The following is a 14,090-nucleotide window of genomic DNA, read 5'->3' on the forward strand; positions in this document are numbered from 1 at the left end:
TCAGCCACCTTGTGCCGCGATGCGGGCGCCATCGCTAAGCTTGCCCGGATAGGGCGTGATGATGCGGGCCTGCTCAGGCAGCCCCGAGAGCACCTCGACATCGCCGGTGCCGCGAATGCCGATGGCAAGCTCGCGGCGGTGGGCGCGATCGCCTTCGACAATGAAGACGGCATTGCCCTGAACGGCGGCGACCGGCAGCAACAGCGCCTCCTTGGCCACCCGCGCGATGATGTTGAGCTCGACCGTCATGCCGATCAGCAGCGGGGTGTCATCCGGTAGAGCGAGATAGACACGATAGGTCTTGGCAACGGGATCGCCCTTCGGCGTGATGCTGTCGACGGTTCCCTCCAGCGCCCGCCCAGGAAAGGCATCGGCCCGGATCAAAGCGCGCTGGCCGGTCTTGACCTGCGGGATATCCTCCTCGTTGACCTCGGCGACGACGCGCAGCGGCCTGGCCTCGCCGATCCAGAACAGCACGGCGCCGGGCTCGGCGATCTCGCCGACCTCGCCGTCGCGGCGCAGCACGGTGCCGCGCATCGGCGCGCGCAGCACGTAGTTCTCCAGCCGAGCGGTCTGGCCGGCAATCAGTGCCGAGGCCTGCCCCATCTCGCTGCGCGCCCGGTCGAGCGCCTGCTGGCTCCCCACATTGCGCTCGACCAGCACGGCGAGCCGGTCATGTTCGGCGGTGGCGAGTTTCTGGCGGGCCTTGAGCTCGGCCAGGGTCGCCTCGGCCTGGGCGCTGTCGAGACGGGCGAGGATATGCCCCTGCTCGACACGCTGGCCCTCGCAATCGCAGCGTTGGAGGATGCGCTCGCGCACCAATGCGGTGACTTTGGCCCAGTTGCGCGGCTCGACCGTACCGGTGGCATAGGCGATCTCGGCCGCATCGCCGCGCTTGGGCGCGACAGTGGCGACTGCGGTCGGCTTGGTCAGGAACCAATATCCACCCCCGGCAGCAAGGAGCGCCACGACGGCAAGAAGACTGCGAGCGAACGTCACGGAACCCTCCGCAGGAGGCATCACACCGGCAGTTTCGACCCGAGGCGATCGCAGGCCAGGAAGCGTTGCGCCGGCAGCGTCTTACGCGCACAATCGCGAAAGACCGACCGTCGGTCATTTTACAGACCGACGGTCGGTCGTCAAGAGAAAGAGCGTTGCATGCCCCGTATCGTTAAGTCCGCAGATGATCGCAGGAACGAAATCCTCGACGGCGCCCAGACGCTGTTCTTCGAGCGCGGCTACGAGCGGACGACGGTCAACGATGTGATCGCCAAGGTCGGCATCTCGAAGGGCGGCTTCTACCACCACTTCACCGCCAAAGAGGGTCTGCTGGAAGGGATCACCGCCCGGCTGGCGCAGGATGCCGTCGCGCGCGTCCGCGATATCCTGGATGACCCCGCGCTCAGCGCCCTGGAACGGCTGAACGCCTTCCTCGCCCGCTCACGCCAGATGAAACGCGAGGACGCGCCAAAGCTGCGCGCCGCCTTCGACGTGATCTTCCGGCCTGAGAACCTCCTGCTCTACCACCGCATCAATGCCGCCTCGATCGCGGTGATGCGGCCTGTGCTGAGCCGCATCATCGTCGAAGGGACAGCGGAAGGCGTGTTCAAGGTGCCCCAGCCGGAAGCGGCCGCGGAGATCATCCTGCATATTGGCGCGAGCACGCACGACATCATGGCGCGTACCATCGCCGCTTCCGGCACGGCCGAGGAAGATGCGGCGATCGAGGAGCTCGACCAGCGCCTTCGCTTCTACGGCATCGCGGTCGACCGCATCCTCGGCCTGCCCGACGGCAGCGTCCCCTTCGTCGAACCCGGCTTCACCCGCGCGGTGATGACAGCGCGCTGAGCGGTTTCAGCCGGCGCTATCCACCAGGTCGATCGCAGCCCTCACCGCGACCGCATAGCCTTGTGGGCCGAGTCCGGCGATCACCGCCGTCGCCGCCAGAGAGACGTAGGATTTGTGGTAGTGCGCCTCGCGCCGGTGGATGTTGGAGATGTGCAGTTCGACGATCGGGCCGGAAAACATCTTCAGAGCGTCGAGGATCGCGATCGAGGTGAAGGAATAGGCGGCCGGGTTGATGACGATCGCGGCGCCCTTGTCGATCGCCTCGTGGATCCAGTCGATCAGCTCGTATTCGCGGTTGCTCTGGCGGAAGACGATCTCGCGTCCGCCACCCGCCTCGCGGCAGAGCGTCTCGACCTCGGCGAGCGTGGTCGAACCATAGATCTGCGGCTCGCGCGTGCCGAGCCGGTTCAGATTGGGGCCGTTGAGGACGTAGATCGGCTTGCTCACGGGTCGGTCCTGTCCTGTCAGCCCTGGTAGCCCATCAGGCGCGGCAGCCAGAGCACGAGGCTGGGAAAGAAGGTGATCAGCGCCAGGGCGACGATCATCGCGCCGAGAAAGGGCATGCATTCGCGCACGATCTGGCGCAGCGGCACCTCGGCGATGTTGGTCATGATGAAGAGCAGCAGCCCGTAAGGCGGCGTGATCAGCCCAAGCATGATGTTGACGACGACGACCACGCCGAAATGCACCATATCGATGCCGAGCGCCTTGGCCGTCGGGATCAGCACGGGCACGACGATCAGGAGGATCGCGGTGCCTTCGAGCAGGCAGCCGAGTATCAGCAGCAGCACATTGACCAGGATCAGGAAGCCGAGCGGCGACAGATTCCAGCCGGCGAGGAAAGCGCGCAGGGCGTCGGGGATGTTCTCGATGGTGACGACATAGTTGAAGACGAGAGCGCCGGCGATCAGCATGCCGATCGAGGCGGTGGTGCGGGCGCTGTAGGCCAGGGAATTGTAGAAGGCCTGCAGGCTGACGCTGCGATAGAGCAGCACCGAGACGGCGAGCGCATAGGCGGCAGCGACCGCCGCGGCCTCCGTCGGCGTCGTCGCGCCGCCATAGATGCCGCCAAGCAGCACGACCGGCATCATCAGCGCCGGGAAAGCGCGCCACGTGATGGCCGGCCACTGGCGCAAGGGGATCGGCGGCTCGACCGGAAAATTACGGCGCTTGGCGGCCGTGGCGACGATCATCATCTGCGCCAGCGCCATCAGCAGGCCGGGAATGACGCCGCCGAGGAAGAGGAAGCCGATCGAGGCATCGGAGACCAGCGCGTAGATCACCATCGGGATCGAAGGCGGGATGATTGGCCCGATCACCGAGGACACCGCCGTCAAGGCGGCGGCGAAGGCCGGCGGATACTTGCCGTCCTTGGTCATCATCGCCTGCATCATCCGGCCCGTGCCGGCGGCGTCGGCGATGGCCGAGCCCGACATGCCGGCGAAGATCACGCTCTGGACGATGTTGACATGGGCGAGCCCACCCCTGAAGCGACCGACCAGCGCATTGCAGAAGCGCAGCAGCCGCTCGGTCATCGAGCCGATGTTCATCAGCTCCGCCGCCAGGATGAAGAGCGGCACGGCGAGGATGACGTAGTTGGTGTACATGCCGTTGAGCAGTTGCTCGGCGGCGATGGAGAGGTCCTGCCCGGCGACGAGCAGGTAGAGGATCGAGCCCGCGATCATCGCATGGCCGATCGGCAGGCCGAGCAGCGACAGCGTGACGATGGCGAGAATGGCGAGGGAGAAAGGCGTGCTCATACGCCCGAGCTCGCCTTGGTCGGATCGAAGGCCTCGGGCGCCGTGCCGCGCAATGCCCGAAAGCCGAGCCAGAGATAGCGGATGATCGCACCGACCGCGAAGGCGATGTAGATCGCGTAGACCCAGTTGAACGGCAGCTTGAGATAGGCGGTGCGCTCGACCTTCATGAAGGAGACGTAGTCGACCATCGCTGGCAGCGAGATCACGTAAAGCGCGACAAGCGCGACTGCCGTGATCAGCGCCATGATGCGCCGTGGGCCGGGCCCGACGGCGCCATAGATGATGTCGAAGCGGATTTCCTCGTTCTCGCGCAGCACGAAACCGGCGCCGAACAGCACCAGCCAGAGCCAGAGGATGACGCTGATCTCATGCGTCCAGCCGATCGGGAAGTTGAGCAGATAACGGAAAACGATCTGCACCAGGAAGACGAAGAACATCGCCCCGAGCATCAGCACGAGCAGGTTCTCGGCCCGGCGCGCCATGAAGGCGCCGAGAGCTTTCAGCGAGTTCGGCATTGCCCCTCCGGTGAAATTCGGCCCGCCGGCCCCTCCCTCGGCGGGCCACGCCAGCCCCGAGGGGCCAGCGCTAGACCTCGATCGCGTGAACCTAGCGAACGCTAGAGCGCGTTGATCTTGTCGAGCATGCCCGGCGTCCAGCCCTTGGCCAGCTCGGATTCCAGATACTTTTTCTGAGCGAAGTCGCGGAAGGCCTTGAGATCGGGCGCATAGACCTCGAGCCCCTGCTTCTTGAAGAAGTCGACCAGCTCGGCCTCCTTGGCGAGGTGCTCCTTGGTGCTCCAGTCGATCGCGGCGTCGGCGGCGGCCTGGAAGGCGGCCTGCTTCTTCGCATCCATCCCGTCCCAGACGCGCTTGGTCACGCAGAGCAAATCGAAGCCGACGAGATGCGAGGTCAGCACGATCTGCGAGGAGACCTCGTAGAACTTCATGTTCTGGACGTTGGGCAGCGGATTGTCCTGCCCGTCGATCGCGCCGCTCTGCAAGCCGGTATAGACCTCGGCATAGGCCATCGGCGTCGGGTTGGCGCCGAGCGACTGGCCGAGGAACTGCCAGGCGTCGCCGCCCGGCATGCGCAATTTGACGCCGGCGAGATCGGCCGGAGTGTTGATTTTCTTCTTCGGCTTGAGGCCGACCTGGCGGGCGCCGAAATAGGTCGGCCCCAGGATTTTGATGTTGAGCTTGTCCTCGGCCATTGTCTTCAGGTCGCGGCCGACATCGCTGGCGAAGACCTTCTTGAGGTGTTCGGCGTCGCGGAAGAGATAGGCCGAGGTGACGATCGACCAGGCCGGTAGCTGGTTCGAGACGTCCTGCGGGGCGATGTTCCCCATTTCGAGGTTGTTGCGCTGCATGGCGACGAGCTCGGTGCCCTGCTTGAACAGGTTGCCGCCGTAATAGGGCTGCAGCGTGAAGTCGTCTTTGATGGCCTCCCCGAAGCGCTTCATCATCTCGGCGCGGATGTCCTGCTCCGAGAACACCGCCGAGAAGCGCAGATTGGGCTTGGTCTGCGCGAAGGCCACACCGCCCGTCAGCGCGAGCGCGCCACCGGCCGCCAGCAGAGCGCGCCTGTCGATACCCTGTTTCATGCCATTCCTCCCCGTGCGGGTTGGCCCCGCTTCGTGGCAGACCATGCCCAATGGCAAATCAGCAATCAACTGGTATTTTATCTTTCCTATGATGATTTTGATTTTACCATAGTGATTGTACCTCCTCCGCTCCGCCGCTAAGCTGGGCCGCCAGCCGCTGTTCCGGACGGACCCACGCATGTTGAATTACGCACCGCCGACCGCCTCGATCGGAGAACTCGCCTATCGCCGCATCCGAGCGGACATCGTCTTCGGGCGGCTCGCCCCGGCGCAGCGGCTCAAGCTCGACGACCTGCGCGAGACCTATGGCACCAGCGTCAGCACGCTGCGCGAGATCCTGAACCGGCTCTCGTCGGAGGGCCTCGTCGAGGCCGAGGGCCAGAAAGGCTTCGTTGTTGCGCCGGTCTCCGCCAGGAACCTGAGCGAGATCGCGGCGCTGCGGCTGCTGCTGGAGGGGCATGCCCTCGCCCAGTCCTTCGCCGCCGGCGACATGGAGTGGGAAGGTCGCGTCGTCGCCGCCCACCATAAGCTCGCGCTGATGGAAAAGCGCATGCTCGACAATGACCGAGCCGATCCCGAGCTCTGGAAGCGCTATGACTGGGAATTCCATCACTCGCTGATCTCGGCCTGCGGCTCGCAGGTGCTGATGGAGACGCACGCCTCGGTCTATGACCGCTATCTGCGCTATCAGATGGTCGCCGTGATCTTCCGCGGCGAAATCGCGGCGCAGGAGCACCAGATCCTGCTCGACAGCGCGATGCGCCGCGACATTTCACGCGCGACCGAAGTCCTGACGACGCACATCAATGCTTGCGTCGAACACACCCTCGCCGGCGGCAGGCTGCAGGGCTGAGCAGGCCAGCTCAAAAAAGAAGGCCCGCTCCACATCTCTGCGGAACGGGCCTGCCTGTCACAACAAGCTATGCGCTCAGTCGAGCTTGAACTTGGCGAGTTCGCGGTGCTCGCCATAGATGCGGCGGACCGTGCCGGTGATCGAGCGGTAGACGATCGTCTCGGTCTCGATCACCTCGGGCCCGAAACGCACGCCCGAGAGCATGCCGCCATCGGTGACGCCGGTGGCGCAGACGATGACGTCGCCCGAGGCCATCTCGGCCATGTCGTATTTGTGGTTCGGATCCTTGACGCCCATGGTCGCGGCACGCTTGCGCTTCTCCTCGGTGTCGAGGATCAGGCGGCCCTGCATCTGGCCACCGACGCAGCGCAGCGCCGCCGCGGCGAGAACGCCCTCGGGAGCACCGCCGATGCCGAGATAGAGGTCGATGCCGGTCTTCTCCGGCTCGGTGCAGAAGATCACGCCGGCGACGTCGCCATCGGTGATCAGGCGGATCGAGGCGCCGGTCTTGCGGACTTCGGCGATCAGCTTCTCATGGCGCGGCCGATCCATGATCAGCGTGTTGATCTCGTGCGGCTTGACGCCCTTGGCGCGGGCCAGCGCATTGATGTTGTCCGCAGCCGAGGCGTCGAGATCGACGATGCCCTCGGGATAGCCGGGGCCGATCGCGATCTTGTCCATATAGACGTCGGGGGCGTAGAGCAGCTGGCCGGCGCCGGCCATCGCCATCACCGCGATCGAGCCGGGCATGTCCTTGGCGCACAGCGTCGTACCCTCGAGCGGGTCGACGGCGATGTGGACCTTGGGGCCGGTGCCGAGGCCGACCTTCTCGCCAATGAACAGCATCGGCGCTTCGTCACGCTCGCCCTCGCCGATGACGATCTCGCCGTCGATCGGCAGGCGGTTGAGCTCGCGCCGCATCGCATCGACCGCCGCCTGGTCGGCCGCCTTCTCGTTGCCATGGCCGCGCCAGCGCGCGGCGGAGACGGCGGCGCGCTCGGTGACGCGCACCAGCTCCATCGAGAGATAGCGCTCGATGATCTGATCGGGCGAGATGCGGAGGTCTTCGGACATGGGGACTCCCTGAACGCGATTAGCGGATGGCCGAGGCAATTAGCGACCGGATTGGCGAGGATATGGCGAAACGATGTGCGGTCTCGCCTTTCACGATCATTCCCGCTCGATGCGAATGACTTGTGGTGCTTCCGCGATGTGACCGTCGGCGCTGACCTTCTCCAGGGCACCGCGGATCGCCCGCTCGCTGGTGGCATAGGTGATCAGCACGACCGGAACCGGCGCGCCGGAGCGCCCGCCGGGATCGCGCTGGGCGGCAATCTCGGAGCGGCGCTGGACGATGCTTTCGAGCGAGATATCGGCTTCGGCCATCCGCGTCGCGATTGCGGCCGCTGCGCCGGGACGGTCGGCGACGGCGAGGCGGATGTAATAACCGCCCTCATGGCGCTGCATCGGCGCCCGCGTCGGCTGCTCGAGCCTGGAGACCGGCATGCCGAAGGGCTGGCCGGCAGTGCCGCGGGCGACGTCGGCGATATCGGCGATCACGGCCGAAGCGGTCGGACCGCCACCGGCGCCGGGGCCGACCAAGGTGATCTCGCGGACCGCGTCGGCATCGATGGTCACGGCGTTAGTGACGCCCATCACCTGTGCGATCGCCGAGGACTTTGGCACCATCGTCGGGTGCACGCGCTGCTCGATGCCGGTCTTGGTGCGCTCGGCGACACCGAGCAGCTTGATCCGGTAGCCGAGCTCGTCGGCCATCTTCAGGTCGAGTGGCGTGATCGAGGAAATGCCTTCGACATGAATCGCTTCGGCGTCGATCTTCGTGCCGAAGGCGAGGCTGGTCAGGATGGCGAGCTTGTGGGCGGTGTCGAAGCCCTCGACGTCGAAGGTTGGATCGGCCTCGGCATAGCCGAGGCGCTGGGCGTCCTTCAGGCAAGCCTCGAAGGTCAGCCCTTCCAGCTCCATGCGCGAAAGGATGTAATTGCAGGTGCCGTTGAGGATGCCGTAGAGCCGGCTGACATTGTTGCCCGAGAGCGCCTCGCGCAACGTCTTCACCACCGGGATGCCGCCGGCCGAGGAGGCTTCGAAGGCGAGCGCCGCGCCGTTGCTCTCGGCGAGCTCGGCGAGCGCGACGCCATGGGCCGCAAGCAGCGCCTTGTTGGCGGTGACGACATGCTTGCCGGCAGAGAGCGCGGTCTCGACCGCTTTTTTAGCCGGCCCGTCCGAGCCGCCGATCAGCTCGACCAGGCAGTCGATCTCGGAGGAGGCGGCGAGCGCGACTGGATCATCGAACCAGGTGAAGCCGGAGAGATCGATGCCGCGATCGCGGTTGCGGTCGCGGGCCGAGACCGCCGTCACCCGGATTGGCCGTCCGCAGCGGGCGGCGAGTGCGTTCTCCTGGCGCTTCAGAATGCCGGCGACCGCCGCGCCGACTGTTCCCAGGCCGGCAATGCCGACGCGCAGGGGCCTGATCTCGGAGGGAGCAGCGTGCATGGTCATGAGCGGCGGGGTCGCATGAGGCGCGCGGGGAGTCAACGGCGAAGGGATGGAGGGAACCTGTCCGGAAATGCCGGATTGAGTAGGCGACGAGGAGGTATCGCGATGCTGAAGGTCGGCTCGATCGTCTGGGGCGTGCGCGACGTACCGCGCGCCATCGCCTTCTGGACGGAGGCACTCAACTATGAGCCGCTGCGACCGCCCTCGTCCGACTGGGCGATCCTGGTGCCGCGCGAAGGCCCTGGGGTGCAGCTCGCGATCACGCAGGTCTCGTCCGAGGCGCCGGATCACCAGCGCCACCATCTCGACCTCTACTCCAGCGACCGCGAGGCCGAGGTCGAGCGATTGCTGCGTATCGGCGCGGCGCTTGCCGATTGGCGCTATCCGGAAGGCGCCGACTACATCGTGCTGGAAGACCCGGACGGAAACCGCTTCTGCGTCATCGAGAAATGATGGTTCGCGCTGCCATCACTCGAAGCGGCAGACGACCTCGGCGGCGAGCTTGTGGACCTTGCCGTTCTCGAAACCAAGATAGAGCCGCAGCAGCTGGTTGCCGAACGCGGTCATCTTGATGGTGCGCAGCGCCTCGACGCTGTCGCCGTCCGCCACGGTGGAATTCTCGTCGATCGGCTTCCAGAACCAGGGCTTCGGCGCCCGGATCACGGTCTGCGCCAGGAGCTGCTCGGCTTCGGCGCGGCCCATGCCGTTCGGGAAGTACTTCGTCGCGATCTCGGTGGCGTCGCGGCCGCATTCGCGCGCCCGCGTCGCGGTCAGCACCTCGGCAATCAGGGGCGAATCGGTGTCCGCGGTGCGGCCACGCGAGAAATCATAGGTCGCGAACAGACAGACCAGCGCGAACAGGCCGAAAACGATCCCGATCAACCGGCCTTTCGAGACCATTGCGCTTTGCCTCTGCTAGCCCGCCCTGTCCGGCTGCTTCGGTTCCCATGTTTTTGGGGCGTGGTCCAGTGCCGGCGCGCAACACCAGCCATCTCGTCGTTGCGAGGAGCGCAGCGACGAAGCAATCCAGGAGCGGCAGCGCTCTGCGTCCCTGGATTGCTTCGCTGCGCTCGCAATGACGATGGACCGGAGCGCCCCGCTGCCCCTACCCCGCTTTCGGCATCTGGATGACGTTGTGCAGGGTCTGGTCGGCGCTCTTCAGGAAGCGGCCGACATTGCGGGCAGCCTGGCGGATACGCTGCTCATTCTCGACGATGGCGATGCGGACGTAATCGTCGCCATGCTCGCCAAAGCCGATACCGGGCGCGACCGCGACCTCGGCCTTCTCGATCAGCAACTTGGAGAACTCCAGCGAGCCGAGATGGCGGAACTTCTCCGGGATCGGCACCCAGGCGAACATCGAGGCCTGCGGCGCCGGGAACTCCCAGCCGGCCTTGCCGAAACTCTCGACCAGCGCGTCGCGGCGCTTGCGATAGGTCTCACGCATCTCGCGGATGCAATCGTCCGGGCCGTTCAGCGCCGCCGCCGCCGCGACCTGGATCGGCGTATAGGCGCCGTAATCGAGATAGGACTTCACCCGCGCCAGCGCCGCCAGCAGCTTCTCGTTGCCGACGGCAAAGCCCATGCGCCAGCCGGCCATGGAGAAGGTTTTCGACATCGAGGTGAACTCGACGGCCACATCGACCGCGCCCTGCACCTGCAGCATCGAGGGCGGTGGATCGTTATCGTCGAAATAGACCTCGGCATAAGCGAGATCGGAGAGCAGGATCAGCTCGTGCCGCTTCGCGAAGGCGACGAGATCGCGATAGAAGTCGAGCGAGGCGGTATAGGCCGTCGGATTCGCCGGATAGCAGGTGACGAGCGCGATCGGCTTCGGCACCGAATGCGTCATCGCCCGCTCCAGCGCCGGGAAGAAGGCCGGCGTCGGCTCGGCCGGAACGGAGCGGATGACGCCGCCCGCCATCAGGAAGCCGAAAGCGTGGATCGGATAGCTCGGATTGGGCACGAGCACCACGTCGCCCGGACCGGTGATGGCCTGCGCCATATTGGCGAAGCCTTCCTTCGAGCCGAGCGTGGCGACAACCTGGGTGTCGGGATTGAGCGTCACGCCGAAGCGGCGCTGATAGTAGTGGGCCTGCGCCCGGCGCAGCCCGGCGATGCCCTTGGAGGCGGAGTAGCGATCTGTGCGCGGCTTGCCGGCGGTTTCGACCAGCTTTTCGATGACATGCTTCGGTGCGGGCAGATCGGGATTACCCATGCCGAGATCGATGATGTCGACGCCCTTGGCGCGCTCGGCTGCCTTGATTTTGTTGACCTGTTCGAAAACGTAGGGCGGCAGGCGCTTGATGCGGTGGAAGTCGGTCATCTCGGCAACAGGTCCTTGCGGATCGCCGCCTCGGAAGGCAGCCGATCACATTCTTGCGTTGGGATGCCTTACCACCGCAGCTTTCGCCCCGACAGAGCAAAATAAGCAAGATTCATCGAAAGCGACCCGATGTCGCCGGTGCGTGACGGTTCAGGCGGGCGGGATGAAAGGCTGGCTGATCGTCTGGAAGACATCGAGCGCCTCGCAGCGGACCGAGTGGGCCGCCAGGGCGGGATAATTCTGCAGAACGACGAGATCGGGATGCGCATCGCTGGCGAAGCGCAAGGCGCAGGCGAGCGCGATGTCGGCGTGGCCGATACGGTCGTCGAACCACCAGTCGCCGGCGCGCTCGGCTCGGTCCTGCTCCAAGGCGGCGAGGACGCCTCCAATCTGGCCGCGGCAGCGCCCGGCCCAGACGTTGGAGATCGAATCATGCAGCCGCAGTTCGTAGAACAGGCTCACCGCCTTCTCGGCCAGTCCCATCGCCAGCCCGGCGACGCGCAGCGCCCGATGGCGCGCCGGCTCCCGCCGAGGAAACAAGGCGCGTTCGGCCGGAACCAGGCTGTCGAGATAGTCGAGCATGGCGTGGCTCTCGACCAGCACGAGCCCGTCATCGAGCGCGAGCGTTGGCACCCGGACCAGCGGGTTGAGCGGCGCGATTCTCTCGCCGTCGCCGAAGACCGACCAGGGCTGGTGCTCGAAGGGTAATTCGTAGAGCGTCAGCGCGATGCCGACGCGGCGCACGAAGGGCGAATCATACTGGCCGATCAGGATCATCGCTGGCGCTCCACTGCGGAACCGCCATTGGAATGGCCCGGAAGGCGCTGGGCAAGCCGTTTACGCCAGCGGCCATCCCGTCATTCTTTCGGCAGCGGCGGTGGAGCAGGCGGCGGTGCCGGCGGTGGCATGACTTTGCCTAGGCTCTGCGCCTGCGAGCCGGCCGCCTCATTCGATGTGCGCTTGGCTTCAAGCTCGGCTTCGAGCTTCTTGAACTCGTCCACGGTCTTGCGCTTGGCCTGGCGCGAGACGGTCGTGCCGATCGGGATGTACTTCGGGTCCTGCGGCCGCGTCTCGACCACGAAGGGCTTCGGCTCGCCCGGTGTGGTGGCGAAATCGGTCATTTCGGCGACGCCGCGGGCGGCCTGGCAGCCACCGAGCACAGCCCCGACGAGCAGAATAAGTCCGGCCGCCTTGAGCGAGATTTCAGTCCGCCTGTCAGCCATTGCCCTGCTTCCGCAAAATTTCTTTGTCACTCATACCGGTTAGGTCCTTAATGGGTCCAAAATGGGGAGTGCAACTCCTGCGTAAGGCTACCGAGGGGAGCGTCGCCATGTGTCCGCCTGCTGACGAGAAGGGCAAAGCCGGCCACAAGGCAACTGAAACGCCGTTTGCCGACCTGCCGCCGGTGCCCGACTTCGAATCGATGGCGCAGAACATGGGCAAGCTGGTCGAGCAGGCCGGCAAGGTGACGGCCGCCTATCTGAAACCGATCGAACGGGGCGAGGCCAAGACCGGCCAGGCCGACGAGGCGAGCGAGATGGTCAAGGTGCTTGGCCGCGTCGCCGAGCGCTGGATCAGCGATCCCCAGAAGATCATAGAGGCTCAAGGCGCGCTCACCAGCGACTTCCTCAGCCTGTGGAGCGCGACGTTGAAGCGCCTCGGCGGCGAGCAGGTCGAGCCGGTGATCGCGCCCGAAAAACGGGACGCCCGCTTCGCCGACCCCGAATGGAACACCCACCCGGTCTTCGACTTCGTCAAGCAGGCCTATCTCCTGACCACACGCTGGGCCGAAGGCATGGTCGAGCAGGCCGACGACCTCGACCCGCATACGCGCGACAAGGCCCGCTTCTACGTCAAGCAGATCGCCGGGGCCCTCTCCCCGTCCAATTTTGTCGCCACCAACCCCGAGTTGCTGCGCGAGACCATGGCGCAGAACGGCGAGAACCTGGTGCGTGGCATGAAGATGCTGGCCGAGGATGTCGAGGCCGGCGGCGGCGAGCTCAAGATCCGGCAATCCGATGCCGGCGCCTTCGAGGTCGGCGTCAACATCGCGACGACGCCCGGCAAGGTCATCTACCGCAACGACATCATTGAGCTGATCCAGTATGCGCCCTCGACCGAGACGGTTCTGAAGCGGCCGCTGCTGATCGTGCCGCCCTGGATCAACAAGTTCTACATTCTCGATCTCAACGCCGAGAAGAGCTTCATCCGCTGGTGTGTCGCCCAAGGGCTGACGGTCTTTTGCATCTCCTGGGTCAACCCGGACCACCGGCACGCGCTCAAGGATTTCGAGAGCTATATGCGCGAGGGCATCTTCGCCGCGCTCGAGGCCGTCGAGCAGGTGACCGGTGAGAAACAGGTTTCGACGATCGGATATTGCGTCGGCGGGACGCTGCTGGGCGTCACCCTCGCCTATATGGCCGCGGTGAAGGACAAGCGCATCGCCAGCGCGACCTTCTTCACCACTCAGGTGGACTTCAGCTATGCCGGCGAACTCTCGGTCTTCGTCGATGAGGGGCAGATCCGTGCCGTGGAGGAGCAGATGGCCGAGCGCGGCTATCTCGACGGTGCCCGCATGTCGGGCGCCTTCAACATGCTGCGCCCGAACGACCTGATCTGGTCCTATGCCGTCAACAACTACCTGAAGGGCAAGGCACCGACGGCCTTCGACCTGCTCTACTGGAATTCGGATTCGACCCGGATGCCGGCCGCCAACCACTCCTTCTACCTGCGCAACTGCTATCTCGAGAACAAGCTGAGCAAGGGCGAGATGCGTCTCGGCGGCAAGCTGCTCGACCTCAAGAAGGTGACGATCCCGGTCTACAATCTCGCGGCCCGCGAAGACCATATCGCGCCGGCGAAATCGGTCTTCCTCGGCTCGCAGGGCTTCGGGGGCCCGGTCGACTACGTCATGGCCGGCTCAGGCCACATCGCCGGCGTGGTCAACCCGCCGAACAAGGTCAAATATCAGTTCTGGACCGGCCCGAAACCCGAAGGCGCCTTCGATGACTGGATGCGGAAGACCGAGGAGCATCCGGGCTCCTGGTGGCCGCATTGGCTTGCCTGGCTGGAGAAGCAGGCGCCCAAGCGCGTCAAGCCGCGTATCCCCGGCGAAGGTCCCCTGCCCGCGCTGGAGGACGCGCCCGGAAGCTATGTGAAGATTAGGGCGTAGCGGCGGATTCAGCCGCC

Annotated in this window: 15 protein-coding genes; 4 read left to right on the forward strand and 11 right to left on the reverse strand. The window is 65.5% G+C overall.

Going from position 1 to position 14,090, the window contains the following annotated elements:
- Positions 1-999 carry an efflux RND transporter periplasmic adaptor subunit gene (locus BLM15_RS09185; protein ID WP_236846619.1) on the reverse strand — a complete coding sequence of 333 codons (999 nt, stop codon included), beginning with the start codon at positions 997-999 and terminating at the stop codon, positions 1-3.
- A 159-nt stretch (positions 1,000-1,158) separates the two neighbouring features.
- Here BLM15_RS09185 and BLM15_RS09190 point away from each other — a divergent pair, with 159 nt between their 5' ends.
- Entirely contained in the window at positions 1,159-1,848 is a 690-nt protein-coding gene (locus BLM15_RS09190) for a TetR/AcrR family transcriptional regulator (protein WP_126112426.1), read from the forward strand.
- Between the two features lie 6 nt (positions 1,849-1,854).
- Here the strand turns inward: BLM15_RS09190 and BLM15_RS09195 are convergent, their stop codons facing one another.
- From BLM15_RS09195 to dctP, 4 genes are all read right to left on the reverse strand, one after another.
- Positions 1,855-2,295: a type II 3-dehydroquinate dehydratase gene (locus BLM15_RS09195; protein WP_126112428.1), complete on the reverse strand. Its 441-nt coding sequence runs from the start codon at positions 2,293-2,295 to the stop codon at positions 1,855-1,857.
- Between the two features lie 17 nt (positions 2,296-2,312).
- On the reverse strand, positions 2,313-3,608 hold the full coding sequence (locus tag BLM15_RS09200; protein ID WP_126112430.1) for a TRAP transporter large permease: 1,296 nt from the start codon (positions 3,606-3,608) through the stop codon (positions 2,313-2,315).
- Positions 3,605-4,123: a TRAP transporter small permease gene (locus tag BLM15_RS09205; RefSeq protein WP_126112431.1), complete on the reverse strand. Its 519-nt coding sequence runs from the start codon at positions 4,121-4,123 to the stop codon at positions 3,605-3,607. The genes BLM15_RS09200 and BLM15_RS09205 overlap by 4 nt, the downstream gene beginning before the upstream one ends.
- A gap of 101 nt (positions 4,124-4,224) precedes the next feature.
- Positions 4,225-5,208, reverse strand: a complete 984-nt coding sequence (dctP, locus tag BLM15_RS09210) for a TRAP transporter substrate-binding protein DctP (protein ID WP_126112432.1) — start codon at positions 5,206-5,208, stop codon at positions 4,225-4,227.
- Positions 5,209-5,386: 178 nt separating this feature from the next.
- On the opposite strand from dctP, the gene BLM15_RS09215 reads away from it, so the two are divergent.
- Positions 5,387-6,061: a GntR family transcriptional regulator gene (locus BLM15_RS09215; RefSeq protein ID WP_126112433.1), complete on the forward strand. Its 675-nt coding sequence runs from the start codon at positions 5,387-5,389 to the stop codon at positions 6,059-6,061.
- A 75-nt stretch (positions 6,062-6,136) separates the two neighbouring features.
- Here the strand turns inward: BLM15_RS09215 and glpX are convergent, their stop codons facing one another.
- Complete coding sequence (gene glpX, locus BLM15_RS09220; RefSeq protein WP_126112435.1) at positions 6,137-7,135, reverse strand: class II fructose-bisphosphatase; 999 nt, start codon at positions 7,133-7,135, stop codon at positions 6,137-6,139.
- Between the two features lie 96 nt (positions 7,136-7,231).
- On the reverse strand, positions 7,232-8,572 hold the full coding sequence (locus BLM15_RS09225) for a homoserine dehydrogenase (RefSeq protein WP_126116121.1): 1,341 nt from the start codon (positions 8,570-8,572) through the stop codon (positions 7,232-7,234).
- Positions 8,573-8,680: 108 nt separating this feature from the next.
- On the opposite strand from BLM15_RS09225, the gene BLM15_RS09230 reads away from it, so the two are divergent.
- A complete protein-coding gene (locus BLM15_RS09230) occupies positions 8,681-9,028 on the forward strand; it encodes a VOC family protein (RefSeq protein WP_126112437.1) in 348 nt (115 codons plus the stop codon).
- 15 nt (positions 9,029-9,043) lie between these two features.
- Here BLM15_RS09230 and BLM15_RS09235 read toward each other — a convergent pair whose 3' ends face one another.
- The 4 genes from BLM15_RS09235 to BLM15_RS09250 form a co-directional block, all read right to left on the reverse strand.
- A complete protein-coding gene (locus tag BLM15_RS09235) occupies positions 9,044-9,457 on the reverse strand; it encodes a hypothetical protein (RefSeq protein WP_126112438.1) in 414 nt (137 codons plus the stop codon).
- 223 nt (positions 9,458-9,680) lie between these two features.
- Positions 9,681-10,901, reverse strand: a complete 1,221-nt coding sequence (locus BLM15_RS09240; protein WP_126112440.1) for an LL-diaminopimelate aminotransferase — start codon at positions 10,899-10,901, stop codon at positions 9,681-9,683.
- A 150-nt stretch (positions 10,902-11,051) separates the two neighbouring features.
- The gene (locus BLM15_RS09245) at positions 11,052-11,678 is read right to left on the reverse strand and encodes a glutathione S-transferase family protein (RefSeq protein WP_126112442.1); all 627 of its coding nucleotides are present in this window, start codon (positions 11,676-11,678) and stop codon (positions 11,052-11,054) included.
- A gap of 80 nt (positions 11,679-11,758) precedes the next feature.
- Positions 11,759-12,124: a hypothetical protein gene (locus tag BLM15_RS09250; RefSeq protein ID WP_126112444.1), complete on the reverse strand. Its 366-nt coding sequence runs from the start codon at positions 12,122-12,124 to the stop codon at positions 11,759-11,761.
- Between the two features lie 107 nt (positions 12,125-12,231).
- On the opposite strand from BLM15_RS09250, the gene BLM15_RS09255 reads away from it, so the two are divergent.
- Positions 12,232-14,073, forward strand: coding sequence for a PHA/PHB synthase family protein (locus tag BLM15_RS09255; RefSeq protein WP_126112446.1), 1,842 nt, complete (start codon positions 12,232-12,234; stop codon positions 14,071-14,073).
- The last annotated feature ends 17 nt before the right edge of the window (positions 14,074-14,090 follow it).

The organism is Bosea sp. Tri-49 (assembly GCF_003952665.1).
In the GTDB taxonomy this organism is placed as follows: Bacteria; Pseudomonadota; Alphaproteobacteria; order Rhizobiales; family Beijerinckiaceae; genus Allobosea.